This window comes from Psychrobacter sp. Arc9, from assembly GCF_041431295.1.
In the GTDB taxonomy this organism is placed as follows: Bacteria; Pseudomonadota; Gammaproteobacteria; order Pseudomonadales; family Moraxellaceae; genus Psychrobacter.
The window spans coordinates 137,798-159,432 of record NZ_JASMRK010000004.1 but is presented as its reverse complement, the minus strand read 5'-3'; the positions used below and the strand labels follow the sequence as shown (position 1 = coordinate 159,432).

12 protein-coding genes are annotated in these 21,635 nt (G+C 43.2%); 7 read left to right on the top strand and 5 right to left on the bottom strand.

Going from position 1 to position 21,635, the window contains the following annotated elements:
• Positions 1 to 151: 151 nt before the first annotated feature.
• Positions 152 to 1,282: a restriction endonuclease gene (locus QO187_RS03855; RefSeq protein WP_201571786.1), complete on the top strand. Its 1,131-nt coding sequence runs from the start codon at positions 152 to 154 to the stop codon at positions 1,280 to 1,282.
• 97 nt (positions 1,283 to 1,379) lie between these two features.
• Here QO187_RS03855 and ggt read toward each other — a convergent pair whose 3' ends face one another.
• On the bottom strand, positions 1,380 to 3,338 hold the full coding sequence (gene ggt, locus QO187_RS03850; protein WP_101204468.1) for a gamma-glutamyltransferase: 1,959 nt from the start codon (positions 3,336 to 3,338) through the stop codon (positions 1,380 to 1,382).
• 318 nt (positions 3,339 to 3,656) lie between these two features.
• Here ggt and QO187_RS03845 point away from each other — a divergent pair, with 318 nt between their 5' ends.
• Both QO187_RS03845 and QO187_RS03840 read left to right on the top strand, forming a co-directional pair.
• Complete coding sequence (locus QO187_RS03845) at positions 3,657 to 5,756, top strand: hypothetical protein (RefSeq protein ID WP_371547347.1); 2,100 nt, start codon at positions 3,657 to 3,659, stop codon at positions 5,754 to 5,756.
• Positions 5,757 to 5,811: 55 nt separating this feature from the next.
• A complete protein-coding gene (locus tag QO187_RS03840) occupies positions 5,812 to 7,404 on the top strand; it encodes a hypothetical protein (protein WP_371547344.1) in 1,593 nt (530 codons plus the stop codon).
• A gap of 149 nt (positions 7,405 to 7,553) precedes the next feature.
• Here QO187_RS03840 and QO187_RS03835 read toward each other — a convergent pair whose 3' ends face one another.
• Positions 7,554 to 8,078, bottom strand: a complete 525-nt coding sequence (locus QO187_RS03835) for a Spy/CpxP family protein refolding chaperone (protein WP_201571780.1) — start codon at positions 8,076 to 8,078, stop codon at positions 7,554 to 7,556.
• A gap of 368 nt (positions 8,079 to 8,446) precedes the next feature.
• On the opposite strand from QO187_RS03835, the gene QO187_RS03830 reads away from it, so the two are divergent.
• The 3 genes from QO187_RS03830 to QO187_RS03820 all read left to right on the top strand — a co-directional run bounded on the left by QO187_RS03830 (position 8,447) and on the right by QO187_RS03820 (position 17,157).
• Complete coding sequence (locus QO187_RS03830) at positions 8,447 to 9,133, top strand: response regulator transcription factor (protein WP_057759848.1); 687 nt, start codon at positions 8,447 to 8,449, stop codon at positions 9,131 to 9,133.
• Positions 9,134 to 9,147: 14 nt separating this feature from the next.
• Complete coding sequence (locus QO187_RS03825) at positions 9,148 to 10,776, top strand: sensor histidine kinase (protein ID WP_371547342.1); 1,629 nt, start codon at positions 9,148 to 9,150, stop codon at positions 10,774 to 10,776.
• Between the two features lie 429 nt (positions 10,777 to 11,205).
• Positions 11,206 to 17,157, top strand: coding sequence for a YadA-like family protein (locus QO187_RS03820; RefSeq protein ID WP_371547339.1), 5,952 nt, complete (start codon positions 11,206 to 11,208; stop codon positions 17,155 to 17,157).
• 171 nt (positions 17,158 to 17,328) lie between these two features.
• Here the strand turns inward: QO187_RS03820 and QO187_RS03815 are convergent, their stop codons facing one another.
• Together QO187_RS03815 and maiA are read right to left on the bottom strand one after the other, a co-directional pair.
• Positions 17,329 to 18,507, bottom strand: coding sequence for a hypothetical protein (locus QO187_RS03815; RefSeq protein WP_371547338.1), 1,179 nt, complete (start codon positions 18,505 to 18,507; stop codon positions 17,329 to 17,331).
• Between the two features lie 339 nt (positions 18,508 to 18,846).
• Positions 18,847 to 19,497 carry a maleylacetoacetate isomerase gene (maiA, locus tag QO187_RS03810; RefSeq protein WP_371547385.1) on the bottom strand — a complete coding sequence of 217 codons (651 nt, stop codon included), beginning with the start codon at positions 19,495 to 19,497 and terminating at the stop codon, positions 18,847 to 18,849.
• A gap of 157 nt (positions 19,498 to 19,654) precedes the next feature.
• On the opposite strand from maiA, the gene QO187_RS03805 reads away from it, so the two are divergent.
• The gene (locus QO187_RS03805; protein WP_371547336.1) at positions 19,655 to 20,512 is read left to right on the top strand and encodes an IclR family transcriptional regulator; all 858 of its coding nucleotides are present in this window, start codon (positions 19,655 to 19,657) and stop codon (positions 20,510 to 20,512) included.
• 45 nt (positions 20,513 to 20,557) lie between these two features.
• Here the strand turns inward: QO187_RS03805 and QO187_RS03800 are convergent, their stop codons facing one another.
• Entirely contained in the window at positions 20,558 to 21,610 is a 1,053-nt protein-coding gene (locus tag QO187_RS03800; protein WP_371547333.1) for a TRAP transporter substrate-binding protein, read from the bottom strand.
• Positions 21,611 to 21,635 lie beyond the last annotated feature (25 nt).

Below are 21,635 nucleotides of genomic sequence, written 5' to 3'. Positions count from 1 at the left end.
CGTGAGAGGATTTGTTTTTCTTACTTATTAACATGAAATTTTGCTGCGTTTTCTCTCAATAGTTGTTAGCATAAACATTTGTTTTTAAATAATTGTAATGCTATGCCGATTTCACTATATTATTCACGCAATCAAAAAAGACGATAATACTATGAGTAATATTACTAAGCTGCCTGCATTTGGCGACATGTTAAATGCTGGAATACAAACTATAAAAAATTTAAGTACGCGAAATACTATTGGGCGCACTGTATTTTACAGAGAGTTTGAGAAATTAGCGCAAATCGTAAATGATCATAAAGACATCAACTATATGAGTAACTACGATATACGCCATGAATGTCATGATGGTTCGCCTTGCTACGACGAAATTATTGATTTGATATTAGTATGCTTATCTGCAATGGGCTTGGTTAAGGAAGATAAATTTAGTTTGATTCCTAATCTAAATCAGAATTTTGCCAATTTTATTACTTTCGATGAGAAAGTAACCCCTAAAAATATCATACGTTTAGACCCTTTCGGTAAAGTTTATTTTTGGCTAGCGGGTAATAATTTTAATCAATATATTGGTGAAGGAATACCAAATAGTGATTATATTGCCAACTTTAAACGCTTCGATAGCAAATCTTTTGCTGATTTGCAAAAAGTTAATATCGCTGCTTATGGTAAAAACGGTGACGCGCTTATTAGCCATTTGATTGACGAAACTAAACGTCGAACCTCTATATTTATGAATAATTATGCAGATGCTGCTGTTGGTAATGATTTTGTCAAAGTGACGCCTGATATGATCATGGCTCAACTTGAAAGCTTATCACCTTTGCAGTTTGAGTGGTTTTGTTTGAAATTAATTGAGAGATCCTTGGAGATAGAAAGTCCTGAAAGTAATCTAACATCTCGTCATACAGGGCGGTCTAACGATAATGGTATTGATGGACTAATTATTCAGGACTTTCCAGATGGTGAGGTGCACAATTATTATATACAGGCCAAGCTCTATAGTAATGGCAATAATATATCTAATGGCGACTTGAGAAATTTCATAGGTGCATATCCTCCACAAAAAACCAATCATCATGGCATCTTTATTACTACTACAAGCTTTACTAAGCCTGCTCAAGACTATGCTAATTCGACTGATTCGCACAGTCTTATTCTCATTGATCAAATGAACTTGATCGAGTTAATGATGCAACATAAAGTCGGTTTAAAAGAGGTGAATGCCAGACCAAAATTATTATTAGATAATGATTTCTTTGAAAGAATTAAGCTATATTAAAGCAGGTCAGTATTTACTTATTTATACAAGAAAAGCTCTATGAGTTATAGCAACACATAGAGCTTTTTTATAATGACTAGAGACATATATTCATAACTTAGTAACCAACCACCGCTGCATCGACAATACGTGGATCAGACGATCCATAAACACCGTTTGGTGTGAGCATGATCGATTGTGTAGATCCCATCGCGGATTTTGGACTGACGGTATGACCCATCGATTCGAGCTTTTTCACGGTATCTATATTCAGTGCTTTTTCTACTCGAATCTCATCAGGTAGCCATTGATCATGGATACGCGGTGCATGTGTTGCCTCAGCGATATTCATATCATGATCGATGACATTGGAGATAATCTGAGTGACAGTCGTGATGATACGGCTACCACCTGGGCTACCCGTGACGATGTAAGGTTTGCTGTCTTTGAATACGAGTGTCGGACTCATAGAAGACAGTGGACGCTTATTGGCTTCCACAGCATTAGCGTCGCCACCAAGTAAACCGTAGCCATTTGGTACGCCAGGTTTGGCAGAAAAATCATCCATTTCATTATTGAGCAAAATGCCTGTACCGTCCGCAACGAGACCAGTACCATAAGAGAAATTCAACGTATAAGTATTGGCTATCGCATTACCGTCTTTATCAACGATAGAGAAGTGTGTGGTCTGATCACTCTCATAGGGCAGAGGATTGTTCGCTTTGATAGTCGCTGCTGGCGTGGCTTTATTGGGATCAATCAACGTACGCAGTTTGTCTGCATAGGCTTGTGAGGTTAAGCCGCTGGCAGGTACATCGATAAAGTCGGCATCTCCCAGATACTCAGCTCGATCTGCATACGCTAACTGCATTGCTTCTGCCATTAAGTGAATAGTCTGTGCGCTGTTTTGTCCGTAGTCTTTGAGCGGATAGCCTTCTAATATATTCAAAATCTGCACGATGTGAATACCACCAGAGGAGGGCGGCGGCATAGAAACAATCTCATAGCCACGGTAGTCGCCTTTGACAGGTTCGCGAGCAATGGCTTGATAATTGGCCAAATCTTGCAGGCTCATGCTACCGCCTGCTTCGTTGACTGCTTTGACCAGTTTTTGAGCGGTCTCACCCTTATAAAACCCATCGGTACCCTGTACCGCAATCCGCTTTAACGAACGCGCAAGCTCAGGCTGCTTTAAACGTTCACCTGGCTGATAAGCGCTGCCATCAGGCTTAAAAAACACTTTTTTAGTACTTGGCCATTTCTGTAAGCGATCACTCAACGCCGTGAGTGACTCGGACAAGCCAGCGGTGACTTCTATACCGTTTTCAGCCAGTGCTATCGCTGGTGCCATAACTTGCTCGCGGCTCATCGTACCATGCTCTTCTAGCGCTTTTAGTAGTCCTGCTACTGTCCCTGGCACGCCAACGGCCAAGCCATGATAGCGAGATAAGTCGCTGACAGCATTGCCTTCTTTATCAAGGTACATATCGCGTGAGGCGCTACTTGGTGCTTTTTCACGGTAATCAAGCGCCACCGTTTTGCCTTGTTTGGCATCATAAATCATCATAAAACCACCACCACCGATATTACCTGCGCGCGGCAAGGTTACTGCTAGGGCAAAACCCACTGCAACGCCAGCATCTACCGCATTACCGCCGTCCTTTAGAATCTGTAAACCAATGTCAGAGGCAAGCGCTTCTTGGGTAGCGACCATGCCGTTCTTTGCCCAAACTGGATGATGAATGGCGTCTTCAGAATAGATGGCTTGGTCACTATTAGCATTGTTAGCATTGTTCGATTCGGTGCTAAGTGTATTGGTCTTTGCTCGCGTGATGCGCTTGGTTTCAGAGAGTACCGTTGGACTATCAGCCATGATGGCCAAGTTTATAGCACTGGTATTGATTGATGTATTGTTGACCGTGGCGTTACTTGTTGAGTTCGTTGGCTCTACAGCCTGTGTGGATATAGATAGCAGTAGCGTACTTGTAATGAGCACGACGCTAGATTTGAGTAAGGTATTAATTTTTGGTTTACGTTGCTGAGCGGTTCGATGGTGGCGAGATAATAACTGTGACATCGCAAAGTCCTTTTTACGCGAGTGGAGAGAATAGAGTTAGGAAATAGATAAGCCTAAATAGTAACGAAAATATGAAATAGTAGAAAGTTGTTTATTATCTTTTGTGGTGTACGCTTTTATAGCGTTTAGCTGTATCAACAGTATTACAAATAAATGGAGCTAATGATAAAACAGCTGTTATACAGAGAAAATTATTTATGAATGAAGAAATTCTTTAAAAATATTCGCTAATATTACTAAACTGTAACGTCTTGTGATATAAATAACGGTACCAATGTACACTCATTATCGACTGTCTATTCATACAAAGAGATTACTATGTCATCACACCATATTAATAACCGCAATCGACAGCGCTACTCTGAGACTGCGCCTGCTTATTTATCTACCACTGATCATAAAAACTATAATGGCAAAAACAATAACAGTCATCTATATCCAACCAGTAAATTGACGTCTATCGCCTTGATAGTTGGTAGTGCTTCACTTGTACTCGCAGGTTGCCAATCAACTGCAGCCAGCTCATCTTCCAATCTGTCGTCGAATAGCAGCGCTTCTAGTACCATGATGGACTTTAGTGTTGCAGATACCGCGCAGAGCCAAAGTCAGGGTCAAGCCTTTACTGCCAGTCAAAATGCTCAGGCCGCGCGTTATGAGCAGCTGTTTAATCAAGAGAAGTATCCAAATACCGAAAACCAAGCCAAATCACACTTGCTAGCAGCCATTCGTCAACACTTGGCGACCGATCATGTCGCAGTCGCCACAGCCAATTATCGATCAGCACCCTTCATTGACCCAAATAGTATTGACGCAGGATCTAGTAGCTTGCTCAGAACGATCATAGAAACCTATGTGTATCAGCCTGAGGGTGCATATAACAGAAGTGATGATGAGCCATACAATGATGACTATAACGATTATGATAATGCGAAAGATTCGATAGAGTCCGACTATCCTAGTGACTATGATAAGTCTAGAGCAGAAGCTGAAGCAGAGAGAAGAGCTATTGCTGCTATATTGGCTGAAGCAGGGGAGAATGAGCCTACGAGCAGTGATACCAACAGCGATAACGAGTATGCCTACGATACAGCAGATGACTATAGCAGCGATGATTACAGTAGTGACGACTATGATAGTTATGCTGAATACAGCAGCAGTGCTGAAGGTATGCTCTCAGGGATGTCGGGTTTAAGTCCCAAGTCAATGGCTGCAAAGTATGAAGCCATGCAAATGGCAAAACAGCAAGCTAAGACAGAGACGGTAAATCGTGGCAGCCTACCAATGTCATCTACAGGCATGATTGGCAATATACTTGATATGTTCCACCGCACTCCTGAGCAAATAGCTGCATCCAATGCTTATCAGTATGAGCATTTAACATTCAATAGTGTCAGTCAATACCGTCCCAAGCAGCGCCAACTACAAAGCGTCTATAGCTACGACTACGCCACACCAACGATTAGCTCATCGATACAGATACCGTTAGCATTTGATTTTAATAGTAGCAGTGTCGTAGTAGATTCATCGGCCATCATGCCGATTGTTGCACTTGTCAACCCTGAGAATACGCCATTACCATCACATATGACCTCGCATACGGTGAGTTTTGGTTTGCCTGAAAGTATCACGGCACAATTGCCACCAGCGGTGCTCTACGATGCGGTGCTCAATGCGATACAGAGCAGCATGGCTGAGCTGGCGCCTGAGCATTTTAGCGCAGTAGATATCAGTGGTGACACGTTTGCCAAAGAAGTCGGTGCGACTCGCGCAGTCAAAGTCTATTTTGGTAGTCAGCAAAGCGGTGAAATGATTGGTAAGACGCTCAAATATGTGACGAGATCACTGCAAGAATACGTAGATGCCAATCCAGATAAATATCCTGATGGTGCCGCACTAAAGACAGCACTTGCTAAAGCGCAATTATACAATAAAGGCTATCAAAGCGCGGATGTCGGTTCGCTATTGCAGCTGATCGAAGCTATCGGTCCTATCTCGTTTAATCAAATCAACTACTATTACTTAGACAGCTCAGATCGACTGCTGGCCAAGCAGCAACGTGTCAATATCGGTAGTGATTTTATGGGGTCGACCACAACCATGCTAAACCAAGTACGTTACGATAAAGCCAGCTTTAACCGTCATGCCTTGACACCACTGCTTGCTGAGTCTTTTGGTTCAGACGCTACGCCTCCTATCGATGGCAATGCATGGATAGCTACGCAGCGCGAGAAAAAAGACAGATTACAAACGGCTCGCTATGCACGCTACGACTATCAAGATAGCGGTGTCGAAGGTGCTTATAGCAGTGATGAATATGGCAGCGATGAGTATAGTAACGATAATGACAATGACAATGGCACAGACGCTGTCGATGAGAGCCGAGTTGACGATGCTCAAGATGATATGAATGAAGAATAGAAGTCAAATGACCTCATCTCATTGCATTTACGCTCATATCTATTAAGGATAAAAAATGAAAACAGTACATCACACCATTGCACAATGTATGCCATTTAAGACTAAAAATAATCTGCTAGTGACCAGCGCATTTTTGACAGGGGCACTGTTGTTAACAGGTTGCCAGTCTACCAGTTTGGGCCAGTCCAACACGGCGGCTGTAAAACAAGCACCTAGCGTTGCTAAAAAGACACTAGAAACAGCACTACAAAAACAGCGTCGTCAGTCATTTAGCTATCATAGCAATCTTGAGATTGGCAATAACCAACAATTTACAGATGCTGATACTGATACTGGTACGGAGAAAATGGCGGTATCAGACTATGTAGATGAACACTGCGAAGAGGCACATGACCAAGCGTACGCCGCTCTAATCTTGCAAGCCGAACAGCAAAACAAAGATATCTTAGCGGTGGATTACGATACTAAGCGTGACAGCATAAGGCAGTCGTACTTTGAGTGCGTAGCTGCCTATCATGCATGGGATGACCATCAATACGATAGCGATGTAAAAGTAGCACCAGATTATCAAGCGCTATTTGATAATTATGAGGATAAACAAAGACCATTAGATGTGAAGAAAGCACAGTTATTAGATGAGTATCTACTAAAGCCGCTTTCTATCGACTCTCAAGGGATCTATCAACCGATGGCAGGCAAGGCTACGATGCTCGCTAGTGCGCAATATCAAGCACGTAATCATCACAGCAGTATCAACCAGCCTATTTATATGGATTTTAAAAACGGTGATATTTACCTATGGGCAGATAATTTTGCGATTCTAAACTCAGAATTGTTAGACGATAAACTCGGTACAAAATGGCAAAACAAGTGGTTAAAAATAGCCATTGATGATGGTACATTGCCTAAAGGGTTTGGTAGTGAAGTAATCAAAAGCCACTTTGCAGCGTTAGATGCGACTTATGATGCGGCTCCTGTCAGCCAGTTTAATTATGTTGCCCCTAACTCACTTGCTTCACTGTCTCCAAAACTGCCTGCGCACCAGTTATCGGCTATGCTACCAAGCGATCAAATCATTCGCCGAGTACAAAGCTTTGGGGATTATCAAGCGTCGCAACAGAAATATATGCAGATTTTCTACGATCGGATCAGTGAAAAATACCCAGAGTTGGTACAAGAACCCGAACCGATGACAGCGTTTGAGTCGATTCAAAATCCAAAGGCATTTACCAGTAAGTCTATTGTACAAAAAATACTGGCTATGATAGAAGATCAAATGCATGAGGGAGCAACGACAGGTGAAACCGTTGCCAACACAGAAGTACAGGAACTATACGGGTTTGATAAACGTGGTCAACTCAAGTGGGAGCACTTACGTCGTCAGTTGGACAATACTAGCGAAACGAATAGTAATAAGGGTATGAAGATAGATGTGTTGCAGCAGTATTCTGCTATTAGCACTAAGGACTTGGCGTTTCCTAACTTACCAAGTAATGTGCAGATGCCGAACGCTAGCAATAGCATTGATTTACGAAAGTATGCTCCAGAGCTGCTGCAATACTACCAAGATGGTAATGGCACGGCAGTAGGTAAGATGGTCTTTAACATGTTGCCGATGGTCAGAGAGCGTATTGGTTCGGTTGAGTAACTGATTAGAGTATTAATGAGTAAATAGAAAGCATTATTAGTTTTTGAACAGGATAATTTTGCACTAAAAAAAGCGCACCTATTAACGGCGCGCTTTTTCATTTTATACGTATACAGCTGGGTAAAATAACACTTTTCCGGAGTGGCTTATTACATACCTTGATGCTGTTTGTCATGGCCTTTACGGTCTTTTGAGTGCTTGCGACCTTTTTCTTGTCTCTCTGATTTCATTTGTTCCATCTTTGCACGTTGCTCAGCAGTCAATACTTGAGCGATGGCGTGTTGTGTTTGTACACGTTCGATAAAGCGTTGCTTTTCTTTTGCCGCACGTTGATCAGCCAGACGGTTCAAAGCAGCAGTATTCAAAGTGCTGGCATTGGTCAGTGCTTGTATTTGCTGATCCATTTGCGCGCGTTCTGCTTGGTGTTCTGCGCGGTCAGCAGTGCGATCGCCACGTTTGTTTTGCATGATGGCTTTGATTTGCGCTTGCTGTGTCGCTGTTAGATCCAGTTTTGACATTGGGCCTCTCATCTCACCTTTTTTCATGCCATCTTTGTGGTTCTTTTGCATTTGCGAAGTTGGCGTTGTATCAGTAGTCGCGTTAACGCTGGTGCAAGCCGTTACTGTAAATATGCTAGACGCTGCTAATACTGAGCCTAATAGTAATTTTTTCATCATAAGATCCTTGATTACATTGAGTTTGATTTAATAAACACTAAATTTTTATCTCGCAAGTACCATCTGTTGAACGTTATCGCTCGTTATGGTCAGCCATCTTAGAAATGCAATACTTGCTGTTGATAGGAGTATATTACGACAGTTAAAAGTTACGAACATTTATGAAGTATTAAGAAAGGTAACGTTTCTGGTGAATTGACAAGTGCTTGCCTGATAATATGGTTAACTACAGTCTACTGACAATAAAAATGCCACGGCGGCAATTTCGCTAACCATATCAAAATGACACTTGTACGCGGACTTATTGCGCCATGATTACTATAGATTGAGTAAATAGAGATAAATAAAAATTAAAGGAGAGAAGCATGCCAAACATCCTGATAGGCGATGACGACGAAGAGTTGACTCAGTTATTGCAAGAGTACTTGGACAATCACGGTATTCGCTGTGACTGCGTGCATGATGGTGCAGCAGTCATACAACGACTCAAAGCGGTAGCACACGAAGATACGGTTTATGATTTACTCGTGCTCGATATTATGATGCCAAAACTGGATGGATTGAGTGTCCTGCGCCAATTACCAAATATTATCGATATTCCAGTCATTATGCTGACGGCAAAAGGGGAAGAGATTGATCGTATTATTGGTCTAGAGCTTGGTGCCGATGATTATATTACCAAACCTTGTAACCCACGAGAGCTGCTGGCACGTATTAATGCAGTGATTAAACGTACCAATACGACCGCATCAGAGCATACTCCGTTGCCAGAGAGTCGTTTGCACCTCGATCAAAACCAACGTGCCTGTCAGATAGATGGGGTGACGCTACAAGTCACTGGTACAGAGTTTGATCTGCTCGTGGCCTTGCTCAAACAAAAGGGCGAGGTGGTCAGTAAAGCATGGCTGTCAGAGAATGTCTTGCAGCGTGAATTGCAGCCATTTGATCGTAGTCTCGATGTGCATGTATCTCGCTTACGTAAAAAACTTCAACCTTTTCACGATGAGCCAATAAAAGCGGTGCGTGGAAAAGGTTATCAACTGGTGCTGTAATGACGGACATATCGATGAAAGCTTCTGAGCAGACCCTCAAAAAAGCACCTAAGTTTAAGGTGCGCATCACCTTGTTTTGGCGTTTATTCCTGAGCCTACTATTGACGATTTTAATCACCTCTGTATTGTCCATCGTGGTAGAACGCTGGTTAGCTGAAAAAGAGCTGACCTCTCGTATGGATGTGCAAATCGATAGTCTATTGATAAAGCGTGAAGAGATGGTCGCGTCACTACGGGCTGGTGATGTAGAGTCTGTCAGGCAGATGTATCGTCAAGACCGCCAGTTGATGAATCAAATCAGAGTCTATGATGAGCAGGGCGCTATTATATTCCCGCGTTACCGTGACAAAGATGAGCGCGCGCAAGGACAACTGCAAAGTGGTCGGCAGCTAATGGATCGTGCAATACAACCGTTGCAGCAAATACCGCCTAGAGTAGAGAATAACGTTTATGGCGTAGAAGGCCGCAATGCTGACAATAGACTGCGTGAGCACGACAATGAAATACCAGAAGATGAGCTGTCTTTTTGGCAAAAATTCCTAAAACCAAGAACGGCAAGTAGTGCAGCAGTAGCTGATATCGATACTCGTCCTGAACTGGCTGATATGTCTGTTGAACTACCTGATGGTCAGTCAATCATCATACAGTTGCGTCCGCACTTGCGTTTTTCAGACGTAGTAGAGATACAGCACGGGAATTTTCCAATACGTTTGCTATTAATCGTTATCTTTAGTGTACTGGTCTGCATATGGCTCAGTCGTACGCTGACCCAGCGAATTGGCCGTGTACAAAATACCGTACACCGTATGATTGATGGTAATTATCAAGCCAACCCAGAACTGTCCAAGATGGGCGATGATGAGTTGGGGCTACTTGCCAAAGACGTCGCCCATCTATCGACGAGGTTCGTCGACAGTGAGCTGGCACGCAAGCAAATGCTTAGTGATATCTCACATGAGCTGCGTTCGCCACTTGCTCGTCTGGATGTAGCGACTGAGCTGACTCGAGACTTTGCGCCCAATGCCAATCGCTATTTAGACCGTATCGATAAAGAATCTACACGAATGAATGAGCTGATTGAGCAAATCATTCATATTCAGTCCCTACAAATGCAGCAATATACCGTTGATAACTTGGAGAGTGAGGCAGTCGACATATCCGACATCATTAGCAATATCGGAGAGGATGTCTGCTTTGAGTTTCAACATAAAGACGTACATTGGCAATGGCAACCGCCTGTAGCCTCAGCGTTGGATGATTTGGAAGGTTTTTGGACCGTCCAAGGTAATGCAGAGCAGTTGTATAGCGCACTTGAAAACGTCATTCGCAATGCTTTTATGCACACGGCAGCGGGTTCGACAGTGATTGCGGAAATCAAAGCAATACAAATGAACAATAAGGCATCAGCTGTTCAAATTAATATAACAGACGAAGGTGGCGGTGTCGCAGAAAAAGACTTAGAACGTATTTTTCATCCCTTTGTGCGGCTCGATACTGCTCGGCATCGTGATACTGGCGGTTATGGTCTTGGATTGGCTATTGTCCACGCTGTGGTCATGGCGCATAAAGGATATATCAATGCTTATAACCGGCAAGATGGTATTCAAGGGTTGGTGGTTCAAATAGTGCTACCTAGCAGATAAAAAGATAAATAATGCAGAAACAATTTATGTAACCAACATGCGCTTATCATGTATTTTTAATGTGTATAAGCGCATATTTAGTAGTAGATAAAAGCTGACTCTTTTTAAAACCGACGTAATTTATTATAAATAGACAAGAATTAAACGAATTTATATTCGTTTATATGAATATAACCGACGAACGGTATCAAAACACGGATGAACGGCATTGTCTCTCTGTATATATTCGGTAATACTAATATATACAGAGAGTGATAAAGATTATACAAAACAGAACGTCTTATTCCTTGAAGACTACTACAACTATTATTTGAACAAGGTCTCGTTATTATAAGCTTATAACCCGTTTTATTTTGTCACATCGTTTCTCTGACATAGATCTTATCTCTGATTTTTTAAATCTGACAAGTCTGTAAGGGAGTACGCATCATGAACCGCATCTATAAAGTCATCTGGAATGAAGCCTTAAGTTGTTTTACCGCCGTTGGTGAATACGCGAAGGGACGTGGCAAATCTTCCAAATCTAGCGTTAGCTCTAACGCTACCATAAATACAACGTCTAACCTGTCCGTTATCCATACGTTACGTCTGAGCACTATAGCGCTTGGGCTACTAGCTGCTGGCTTTGGCATGCAGGTGAATGCATTGGGTACCTACTTTGTTGGTGACGACCCAACGCCTAAAATACATACCAATTCATTCCTTCACCAAACACTAACGGTGCAGGGTGGAGAAACGGTCACTGGCGATCCCAATACCAAAAATATTAGCGTGACTGCCAATAGACATGATAAGTCGCTAACGATAAAGCTCGATGAAAATGTCGATTTAGGGACTGATGGTAGTCTTAAAACGGGTGATACCTTAGTCGATAACTCTGGCATTAAGATTACAGCCATAAATCCAGCCAATAGTGTCATTTTGAGCAATAGTGGCCTAAACAATGGTAATAACAAAATCACCAATGTATCCAATGGTGCTGTGATGGCAGGGAGTAAAGATGCAGTTAATGGCTCGCAGCTATATAGGCTGGTTAATATAGTCAAGGATAACAAGACTAAATATTATAGTGTTGACTCTGAAGCTATTGGCAATGCCAATAACGATGGCGCAACAGGTTATAATGCTATGGCCATGGGTGGCAACGCAAAGGCGACTGGCAGCCAAACCATCGCTATTGGTAGCTCGGAATCTGGACAACAAACGTTGGCAAGTGGTGAACAATCTATTGCTATTGGTGCCAATGTCGTTTCAAGAGGCGGCTCTTCTATTGCCATCGGTGGCGATGACCTAAACTTAGCATCGATATACAATATCGACGGTAGTATCACTAGCACTGAGCTAAACAGTGGCACAGTCAATACGGCTTTTAATGAATATGCGGGTCGAGATCTACTGGATGCAAGCGACCCATATACAGGAAATACTGAATCGGGCGGGGCAGCTTCCATAGCAATTGGTGTCAAAGCTCGTACGGCGGGTCATCTTGCAACTGCAATAGGTACGCATGCGAATGCTGCTGCAACCGCGTCATCAGCGTTCGGTGTGGCTGCCTCTGCTACTGAAAAAGGGGCCGTGGCACTGGGTGCTGGCGCTCAGTCTAATGCTCAAGATGGTGTGGCACTAGGATCGCAATCTGTGGCTAACGTTGCAGGTGGTGCGGTTGGGTTTGCTCCAACAAGTGCTAGTGTCGTAGACAAAGCAGCTATTACCGCAACTAATAGTACAGGCCTTGGTGCAGTTTCTGTTGGTAGCTCTACTAATGGTACTCGCCAAATTATTAATGTCGCAGCAGGTACTCAAAACAGTGATGCAGTAAACGTATCTCAATTAAAAGCGTTAGATACTATCGTTGCTGGCATTGATTTCCCTATCCGTTCTAGCAGTGCACAGCCATACACCACGTCAGTAACAGGTACTGACGCTCTTGCCGTTGGCTCGAATGCCAATGCAAAAGGTAATAATGCAACCGCTGTTGGAGAGAGCGCATTTGCAAACGCAAATGCAACCGTTATCGGTGAAGGCGCAAGATCTTCGTTCAACGGCTTTGCTGGTGGTCAGGAGGCCAAAGCGGGTGTTAATTCAGTGGCGATAGGTCAAAGAGCCACAAACGGAACCGCAAGTCGTGCAGTTGCGATAGGCTATGAAGCAAAAGCAACCGCCCAAGACACTATTGCACTTGGTCTTGATGCACGAGCTGAAGCGTTAGGTAGTATTGCACTAGGTAAAGGTTCTAGAGCAAATGCACTAAACAGTGTCGCTTTAGGTCAAAACTCTATTGCAGCTGTACAAAGCGGCGCATCTTTCTTAACCAACGTTGCTGCTGATGCCAATAACGGCACCGTCTCAGTAGGCGCTGTTGCAAGCGAACGTCGTATCATTAACGTTGCAGGTGGTTCAGCAGATACGGATGCAGTAAACGTATCTCAGCTAAAAGTGGTTACAGAAACAGCCAATAGAGGCTGGGATATCAGCGCACAAGGTGATAGTGCTACCGCAAGTACGGTAGGACCTGGAGATTCAGTTGACTTCAACAGTAAAAACAGCAATATCACTGTTTCTAAAGACACTACTAGTAATGATGTCTCGTTCGAACTCAACAATAACTTAGACCTAGGTAATAACGGTAGTGTAGAAATGGGTTCAAGCTCTCCGTTCGGTTTTGGTGATACCACGACACTTGATCGCTCTGGTCTAACAACAGGTAACTCATACTTTAGTACAACTGTAGATGGTTTAGGTGTTAGAACCGGTAATGCACTGGCTAGTACATCAGTTAATGGCTTAGGAGTATTGGTGAATGGTCCACTAGGTATTCCTAGTACTGTTCTAACCATGGATGGTTTAACAATTATTGGTGGTCCAAGCGTAACAAGGTCTGGTGGTATCGATGCTGGTAACAAAAAGATTATCAATGTTGATAACGGTGAAGACCCAAATGATGCTGTCAATGTCAGTCAACTAAGTAGCTCGTCTGCCGCTGCCAGAACCAAAGTCTTAAAGGGAACCAATGTTTCTAGTGTTGATTTCTCAATCGACAGTGACACAGGACAAGATGTTTATACTGTTAATGCTAATGGTGCTAAAACCTCAGCAGGATCTACAGCAGTAGAAATAAACGCAACTACTGATACAACCAACTTAACTGATTATGCGGTTGACTTAAGTCAAGTTACTAAAGACAGTCTAGTTAAAGCGGACAACTCAGTACAGTATGACAATGCTGTTACTAGAGATGTTGTTACTTTAGGTGGCGTTGGAGCAACTGGCCCAGTCACAATGACTAATGTCGCTGTCGGGAACATAAGCGAAGATAGTACTGATGCAATTAATGGTAGTCAGCTATTTGATACCAATGCCAAGGTTAACCAAGGCTTTGGTTTAAAAGCTGCCGATGGTCAAACTGTAATGAAACAGCTAGGAGAACAAGTCGAGGTAGTGGGTTCTAATGATAATATCGACACAAGAGTAAGAAATGGCAAAATCGAAGTCAAGCTCAATAACGATCTTGATCTAGGTAATAACGGCAGCGTCAGCACAGGTAATATCTTTGGTGGCACTCAAGTTAATCGCTTGGGCATGGTCACAGGTGGTCTGGCAATGGGTGGCGTCACTACAGTCAGTGGCGCTGGTGTGACCGTAACAGGTATAAACCCTTTTAACCCATCTAATGCCACGTTGACCAGTGATGGTCTAACCATTCTGAATGGTCCAAGCATGACCAGATCTGGTGGTATCAATGCTGGCAATAAAAAGATCACAAACGTTAAAGCGGGTGTCTTAGATAAAGACGCTGTCAACGTTAGTCAGCTAAATAGCTCATCTGCCGCTGCTAAAACAGAGGTCGCCGCAGGTACTAATATTGCGGGTGTTGTGAAGTCTACAGGTGGTAACGGTCAAGATGTCTATACCGTCAATGCAGATGGTGTTACTGCTTCAGCAGGCTCTTCTGCCGTCACGGTCACAGCAGGTGACAAAGACGAGTTTACCAACATGACCGACTATGCCGTTGACTTAAGTGTAGATAGCAAAGCCAGTCTGGTAAAAGCGGACAGTGCCATGCAGACCATTGTTGCTCAAATAGATGGCGTTGATGTTAAAACGCTTAACCAAACGGACAATACGGCGAATTTCCTAACAGGAGATAACATTGTTCTCACTGCTGAGGATGGTGGTATTAAAGTCGCTACAAAAGAGGATGTCACTTTCACTAGTGCTAGCTTTACTGATAGTACAGTTCGTGTGAGTGGTGAAGGTCTTGATAATGGCGGCAACAGAATCATCAATGTAGATGATGGTGATGCAGATACTGATGCTGTCAATGTTAGACAATTAAATGCAACCAACAATACAGTGGACCTAGGACTGAACTTTACAGGAGATGATACAAATGTTGTCGTCAATCGCAAGTTAGGTCAAACGTTGACACTCCAAGGAGGTGCTACCAACGTAACTGAAAACAATATCGGTGTGATCGCTGATGAAGATGGCAATCTAAATGTTAGATTGGCTGAAGATGTCATGCTTGGTAAAAACGGTAGCGTGAGAATGGAAAGCACGGTGCTTAACAATGCAGGCGTCACCATCACTGATGGTCCTAATCAGACCATTACGTTAAGCAACGAAGGTCTTGATAATGGTAATAATAGAATTATCAAAGTTGATAAGGGAATTGCCCCAACCGATGCCGTAAACTTTGCACAGCTCACTATGACTAATGATGAAATTGCTAAAGGTATCAAAATTGGTGACGGCAATAGTGCTAATGATCAGCAATTTGCATTAGGCGATACGATCAATGTCACAGGAGATAACAATCTGACTACTGTCGCTTCTGCGACTGGCGTCCAAGTAAAACTGAATAATCAGTTAGACCTTGGAGATGATGGCAGTATACAGATAGGTAACAGCATCATGAGTGATGCAGGCTTTACCTTCGTTGGAAATGGCGTGAATAGAATGGTTTCTCAGGTCTCATTGAGTAGCCGTGGTCTAGACAATGGAGGCAACACCATTCGCAACGTTGGGGAAGGTGTGCTAAATACGGATGCTGTCAATGTTGGGCAGTTAAAAGATGTCGCCATTGCCTTGGATCAAGGTTGGGGCATCACCGCTCAAGGTGATATCGCTACGATGGTAAAACAAGGAGATGCTGTCGACCTCAGTAGTAAAGACGGTAATATCAAGGTATCTAGGAAATCAGTGAGTGATGTGGCTGCTTTCGATAGTAGTCCATCATTGCAGGCTGCAGCCATACCTACCAATGCTAATGATATTAGCTTTGATCTTAACCCAGATATTACTTTGAATAGCGTAACCACTGGGGGTACGGTTATGAATGACAATGGACTGACTATTGTAGGTGGTCCGAGTGTTACGAAAAGTGGTATTGATGCCGCTGATACCAAAATTACCAACGTTCAAAATGGAGAAGTTTCGGCGACAAGTCAGGACGCCATAAACGGTGGTCAGCTTTATGCCCAAGGCACTGGTATCAGCAGTATTATCGGTGGTGACACTGTTTACAATGCCGAAGATGGTACTTTTACCAACAGTGACATTGGTGGAACGGGTGAAAGCAATATTGATGGTGCGATTGCTTCTATCAGACAAGGCACGATTGAAATTAGTGAAAATGTTCAAATTAACACAGAGAGCATTACCACTAATACAACCAATATCGCGACCAATACGACAAATATTGCTACGAATACCAGCAATATCACGACCAATACTACGAATATCGAAACCAATACGGATAAGCTAGATGCTGGACTCAATTTTGGCGCAGACAGTGGCGCTAATATCAATAAACCAATTGGCGATGAGAGTGTCCTCAGTTTCACTGGTGGCAATAACATCACCACCACAGCAGATGGCAGTAGTATTAAGTTTGATCTAAACGGTAATATCAGCGTTGATAGTGTCACAGTTGGGACAACGGTTATCAATAGTGAGGGTATCAGTATGCAAGATGGGCCAAGTATGACGTCTCAAGGTCTATATGCTGGCAACCAACGTATGACTGGTGTCGCCGATGGGGTCGAAGCAACAGACGCCGTCAATTATAGTCAGCTTAGTGCGCTTGATAGTCGACTCAATAACAATATGAGCGATCTTGGCTACAAAATCGACGAAGTAGAAGATGATGCAAATGCAGGTATCTCCGGGGCAATGGCAATGTCGGCAATGCCTCAGGCTTATATCGCAGGTAAGTCACTGATTGGTGGCGGTGTCGGTACCTATAACGGAGAAAGTGCTGTAGCAATTGGTTTCTCTAAATTATCTAACGACGGTCGCTGGGTCATTAAGGTAAATGGTTCGGCAGATACTCAAGGAAACGTAGGCGGCGCAGTGGGTGCAGGTTTCCATTTTGACTAACAAAACCTCTCAATTGTAGCTATCGGTAGACTATAAAAAAGCAAGACATCTAATGTTTTGCTTTTTTACGGCTTAAAGATAAACAATTGATGCAGCAATAATGTCGATGAATCAAAATAAGCGCTTGTAAATTGTGTCTCACAAGCGCTTATTATTTATAATTAAGGGCTTCTATATTCTGAACATTGCACCATTCGGTTTCAGTCCAACATAGGCCATACCTGCTTGATTCATCCAGTGAGGTTGAATAATGCCATGCTGCAAAATCGCATGAATATCTCTATGCGCCCTTTCTATCTTATGCTTTTTATATAGGGAGGCTGTGCCTGCGACTGCGTAAATTTCAGATACCATGTCACGAGCTTCTCTTGCGCCTTCACAAGAAGCGGCCCATACATCTGCAAGCTGTATATCAGTAAAGGTGTTCTGCTGCTGTGCCTCTTTCCACAGTACCTCGACACTATAATGCAGTTGGGCGCGTTTCGATGCTAGTATTGTTTTGCTCTTAGCAATAGTAGCCTGTACCGTTGCACGGTCGCGTAGATCTGGACTCTTACCAGGCGTTACCCTCTCAAGGCACATATCAACCAAGTCATCCATAGCGGCTTTCAATACGCCTAGCGCCATCGCCGCACAGCCAGCAGCATTGATACAACCGATAGGCAGACGACTGTAGGCAGTATCGACAGCCACAGGACTATCAAAGTCAACTGCATAAGCCTCTTTGACAAAAGTGTCTTTGACGATTATATCGTGGCTACCTGTACCATTTAGGCCGCCCACATCCCACGTATCAATGATTTTTACATCCTTTTTGGGAATAAAAAATAGCTTTAAATTTGCACCTGGGCCAAGGGTTGTAGGAGAGCCTTCGGAGATAACGAGACAACGGAGTACAAACCAGTCAGCCAATTGGCATCCAGAGACGAGTGTCCATTGTCCTGATACCATGTAGCCATTATCTACTGTTTGGGCCACGCCTTCAGGACGTGCTGAATTGGCATAAATATGAGATGGGTCACTGTATACTTCTTTCATACTGGACTCGTCCAAAAATCGACCGAATGTACAGGCCAAATGGTTGTTCCAAACGATCCAAGCAACGGAGGCCTCAGCACTGGCCAACGTCTCATAAGTTTTTAGCGTTTCTACTGGGTTGCCTGCCCATCCTCCTAACGATTTAGGCAACCCCATTCTAAATAATGCAAATTCTGAAAGTTTATTGACTACCACGGGTGCAATTTTTCTAGCGCTTTCTGTTTCATCTCTAAACATGATTGCTGATGCATAAATCTTGTTTGCTGCATCCGATGGTAGGGTGGTTATCTCTGATGAGGATATATCATTCATATTGTTCAACCTTATTGTGATGAATAAGACAGTACTTTTTTCTATAGCTAATAAAGTACAAATTTGAGCGATGACAAATGCTTATATAAAGAATAACCAACAGCTGCCCACCATACAACCGTTAATATAAATATATTAAAAATTATATTGTAAAAATTGAATAAATAATAATCAATGAGGCAAAGTTAAGCGATAAAGCTAGAGGTTAAGCTGCGAAAATATGAAGGTGTGAAGAATAAAGCCAGACCAAATACTAAGTGTTAATTCTAAGTCACTTGATATTTGGCCGAGAAGATAAATATTCTATAAAGATAGGTATCCTATAAAAACTGTCTCAAATTAGGCATCACGTTTCGGTGCATCAGGCTGCATCATAGGATCGGCATCTGCGAACGCTTTTAGTGTACGGCAATGAGTATCAATAGCGACGATATTGGGATAAGCGCTCAAATCTACTTTGAAGCGGCGAGCAGAAGAGACTTGCGGAATCAAATAACAATCTGCGAGAGTAGGACTGTCCCCATAGCAGAATTGTCCGCGATTGTTATCCGCAGCTAAGCGTGTTTCTAAAGCGGCAAAACCTTCACTGATCCAGCGATTGCACCATGCAATCACATCTTCCTCATTTACTGACAGCTCATTGCGTAGGTACTGTAAAATGCGGCGATTATTAATTGGATGGATGTCGCAACCAATCATGGCGCTCAGTGCGCGTACTTGCATACGCCCAGCAGCATCGTTAGGCAATAATGGATGCTCAGGGTAGACCTCTTCTAACCACTCCAAGATAGCTGGACTTTGATATAATAATAAATCGTCAGCTTGTAGGACAGGCACTAATCCTTGTGGATTAATTGCTTTGAAGGCAGATTCTAACTGTTCATCCTGTGCCAGATTGATCGTGATATCATCGTAATCTAAGCCTTTTAGGTTCATAGCGATACGAGTACGGTAAGACGTGCTACTACGAAAGTAGCCATAAAGTGTCATCATGATTCATGTCCTTATGTATATGTGTTTTGAAAAGAGTAAATACTATGAAGTAAGATCTGTATCTCAGTGATATTTGATCGGGCAAACCCTTATTGAACAAACCACTAACAAGCAAAATTAAAAAATAACCAAGCACACCAGAATCGAGCAAATCATGCCAGCAGACAAAACCCTTGTAGACAGTTCTATCAGCAATAAAAACCAAAGTGGGGTTCAGTCGCTTGAGATTGGGCTGTCGTTACTCGATGTGCTGATCGACCGTAATGAGCCTATGATGCTAAAGGATATCGCTGAAGCCATGCAAATGCATCCAGCAAAATCCCATCGTTACTTAGTCAGTCTCATCCGCAAAAACTACGCGCGTAAGCTTGATGATGGTCGCTATGGGCTTGGCGATAGAGTCAATGCATTGGCATCATTAGGACATACGGAACTTAACCAAAACAATCTTTTGGCACGTCTCACACAAGTGGCTAATGAAATCAAAGATACCTTAAACTGTGGTGTGCAAATTGCCAAATGGTTTAGCGAAGGCCCTATTATTATTCAGTCCGTTGAGCCAGACAGTCCGATTAGTATCATTACTCGCATCGGCTCACGTATGCCTCTGACGACATCAGCCACAGGGCAGTTATTTGCCAGTTATCAACCTGATGCCGTCATTCAGCCATTGGTCGCAGCTGAGTGGCATACGAGTAATACTACCGTAGATATGGCCGATAAGTGGCAGTACTTTACCCAGCTACAGGCCAAAATTCGTACTCAAGGCTATGCGACAGTGACGGGCGATATGCTCATAGGGATTAACGCCATTACGATACCTGTGATATTGCCACAGATTGCCAATAGTGCTGCTAAACCATCCACGAGTAGTGATCAAACTGCTGGTGAGGATTTACCGCTAGAATATGCTATTACTATCATTGGAACAACAGAGCAATTGCCTATGAGTGAGCAACATAATGTGGTTGAGCAAATACTGGCGATAGCGCAGCGTTATCAAATTGCCTAGCCAGTATATGATGCTATAAGCTAGGGCGATCCTTCAATTCAGCCTCTAAACCATACAGCCGCTACTGGCCGCTTTTGCTTTTTCGTATACGTTGTCAGCATCTAGGCCAGTTGCATTTACTTCATCAAGGTAATGCTGCGAACCTTCCATTAATGGACCTCTCCAATCTGGGTCGTTGAGTGGATCAGGGATATCAATCATAATATCGCCTTTTTCTTTGGCAGCGGCCATTGCTTTGGCATTGCTAACGTCAAATACTTTAGAGATATGCGCTGCTAGCTCTGCGCCAGAATTATCATCGATTACTTTTTTGAGGTCATCGGGCAAACGGTTGTATTTCTCCTTGTTCATGCTAATTACAAAGGTAGAATTATAAAAAGGAATATTGGTGTGCGTATTGATCAGCTCATCAAGGCGAAATGCTTGAATGGGTTGCCAAGTAAAGCTGAGCCCGTCAATGACACCGCGCTGCAGAGAGGTATAAGTATCACTGGCAGGCATGCCGACAGGTGCAGCACCAGTTGCTTCGATAATATGGCTAGCAACCGCAGAAGGTTGGCGAATACGTAGACCTTTCATGTCGGCTGGCGTGCGAATCGGTTTATCAACCGTATGAAGCGCACCTTGACCAGTCCCTATCAAAGCGAGCAAGTGAGTGTCTTCGTACTCGTCTTTAATGATACCGTCATTATATAGCTTATGAAGTATACAGCTCTGCTGCTGTGCAGTATTAGTGATGCCTGGCAACTCTACAATTTGAGTCAAAGGAAATCGTCCTGCTGTATATCCTTGTGCTTGCATACCAATATCCACACTACCTTTCGCCGTAGCGTCATAGGTAGCCCCTGGTTTGCTGAGCGTTGCAGAAGGGTAGATCTCAATCTTTAAGCGGCCGTTTGAATCCGCTTCAATTTTCTTTGCCCATGGCTCTAACGCTTCGGTGTTTATATTGTCAGTGGCAGTCATAAAGTGTGAGAACCGCAACGTTGTCACTTCACCTGCATCTGTAGACGCGCCTGTTGTTTGGTCGTTATTGGAGCAACCAGTCATCGCAAGCGAGGCGGCTAAGAGTATTCCTAGAGGGGTTCTTATTTTCATCATAGAGTCCTTTCATGATGGTGAT

What these genes read in the sequence shown, in the direction of transcription:
- QO187_RS03830 (WP_057759848.1), top strand. Translation starts at nt 8,447, where the DNA reads ATGCCAAACATCCTGATAGGCGATGACGACGAAGAGTTGACTCAGTTA.
- QO187_RS03840 (WP_371547344.1), top strand. Translation starts at nt 5,812, where the DNA reads ATGAAAACAGTACATCACACCATTGCACAATGTATGCCATTTAAGACT.
- QO187_RS03815 (WP_371547338.1), bottom strand. Translation starts at nt 18,507, where the DNA reads ATGAATGATATATCCTCATCAGAGATAACCACCCTACCATCGGATGCA.
- QO187_RS03820 (WP_371547339.1), top strand. Translation starts at nt 11,206, where the DNA reads ATGAACCGCATCTATAAAGTCATCTGGAATGAAGCCTTAAGTTGTTTT.
- QO187_RS03835 (WP_201571780.1), bottom strand. Translation starts at nt 8,078, where the DNA reads ATGAAAAAATTACTATTAGGCTCAGTATTAGCAGCGTCTAGCATATTT.
- QO187_RS03825 (WP_371547342.1), top strand. Translation starts at nt 9,148, where the DNA reads ATGAAAGCTTCTGAGCAGACCCTCAAAAAAGCACCTAAGTTTAAGGTG.
- maiA (WP_371547385.1), bottom strand. Translation starts at nt 19,497, where the DNA reads ATGACACTTTATGGCTACTTTCGTAGTAGCACGTCTTACCGTACTCGT.
- QO187_RS03805 (WP_371547336.1), top strand. Translation starts at nt 19,655, where the DNA reads ATGCCAGCAGACAAAACCCTTGTAGACAGTTCTATCAGCAATAAAAAC.
- ggt (WP_101204468.1), bottom strand. Translation starts at nt 3,338, where the DNA reads ATGTCACAGTTATTATCTCGCCACCATCGAACCGCTCAGCAACGTAAA.
- QO187_RS03845 (WP_371547347.1), top strand. Translation starts at nt 3,657, where the DNA reads ATGTCATCACACCATATTAATAACCGCAATCGACAGCGCTACTCTGAG.
- QO187_RS03800 (WP_371547333.1), bottom strand. Translation starts at nt 21,610, where the DNA reads ATGAAAATAAGAACCCCTCTAGGAATACTCTTAGCCGCCTCGCTTGCG.
- QO187_RS03855 (WP_201571786.1), top strand. Translation starts at nt 152, where the DNA reads ATGAGTAATATTACTAAGCTGCCTGCATTTGGCGACATGTTAAATGCT.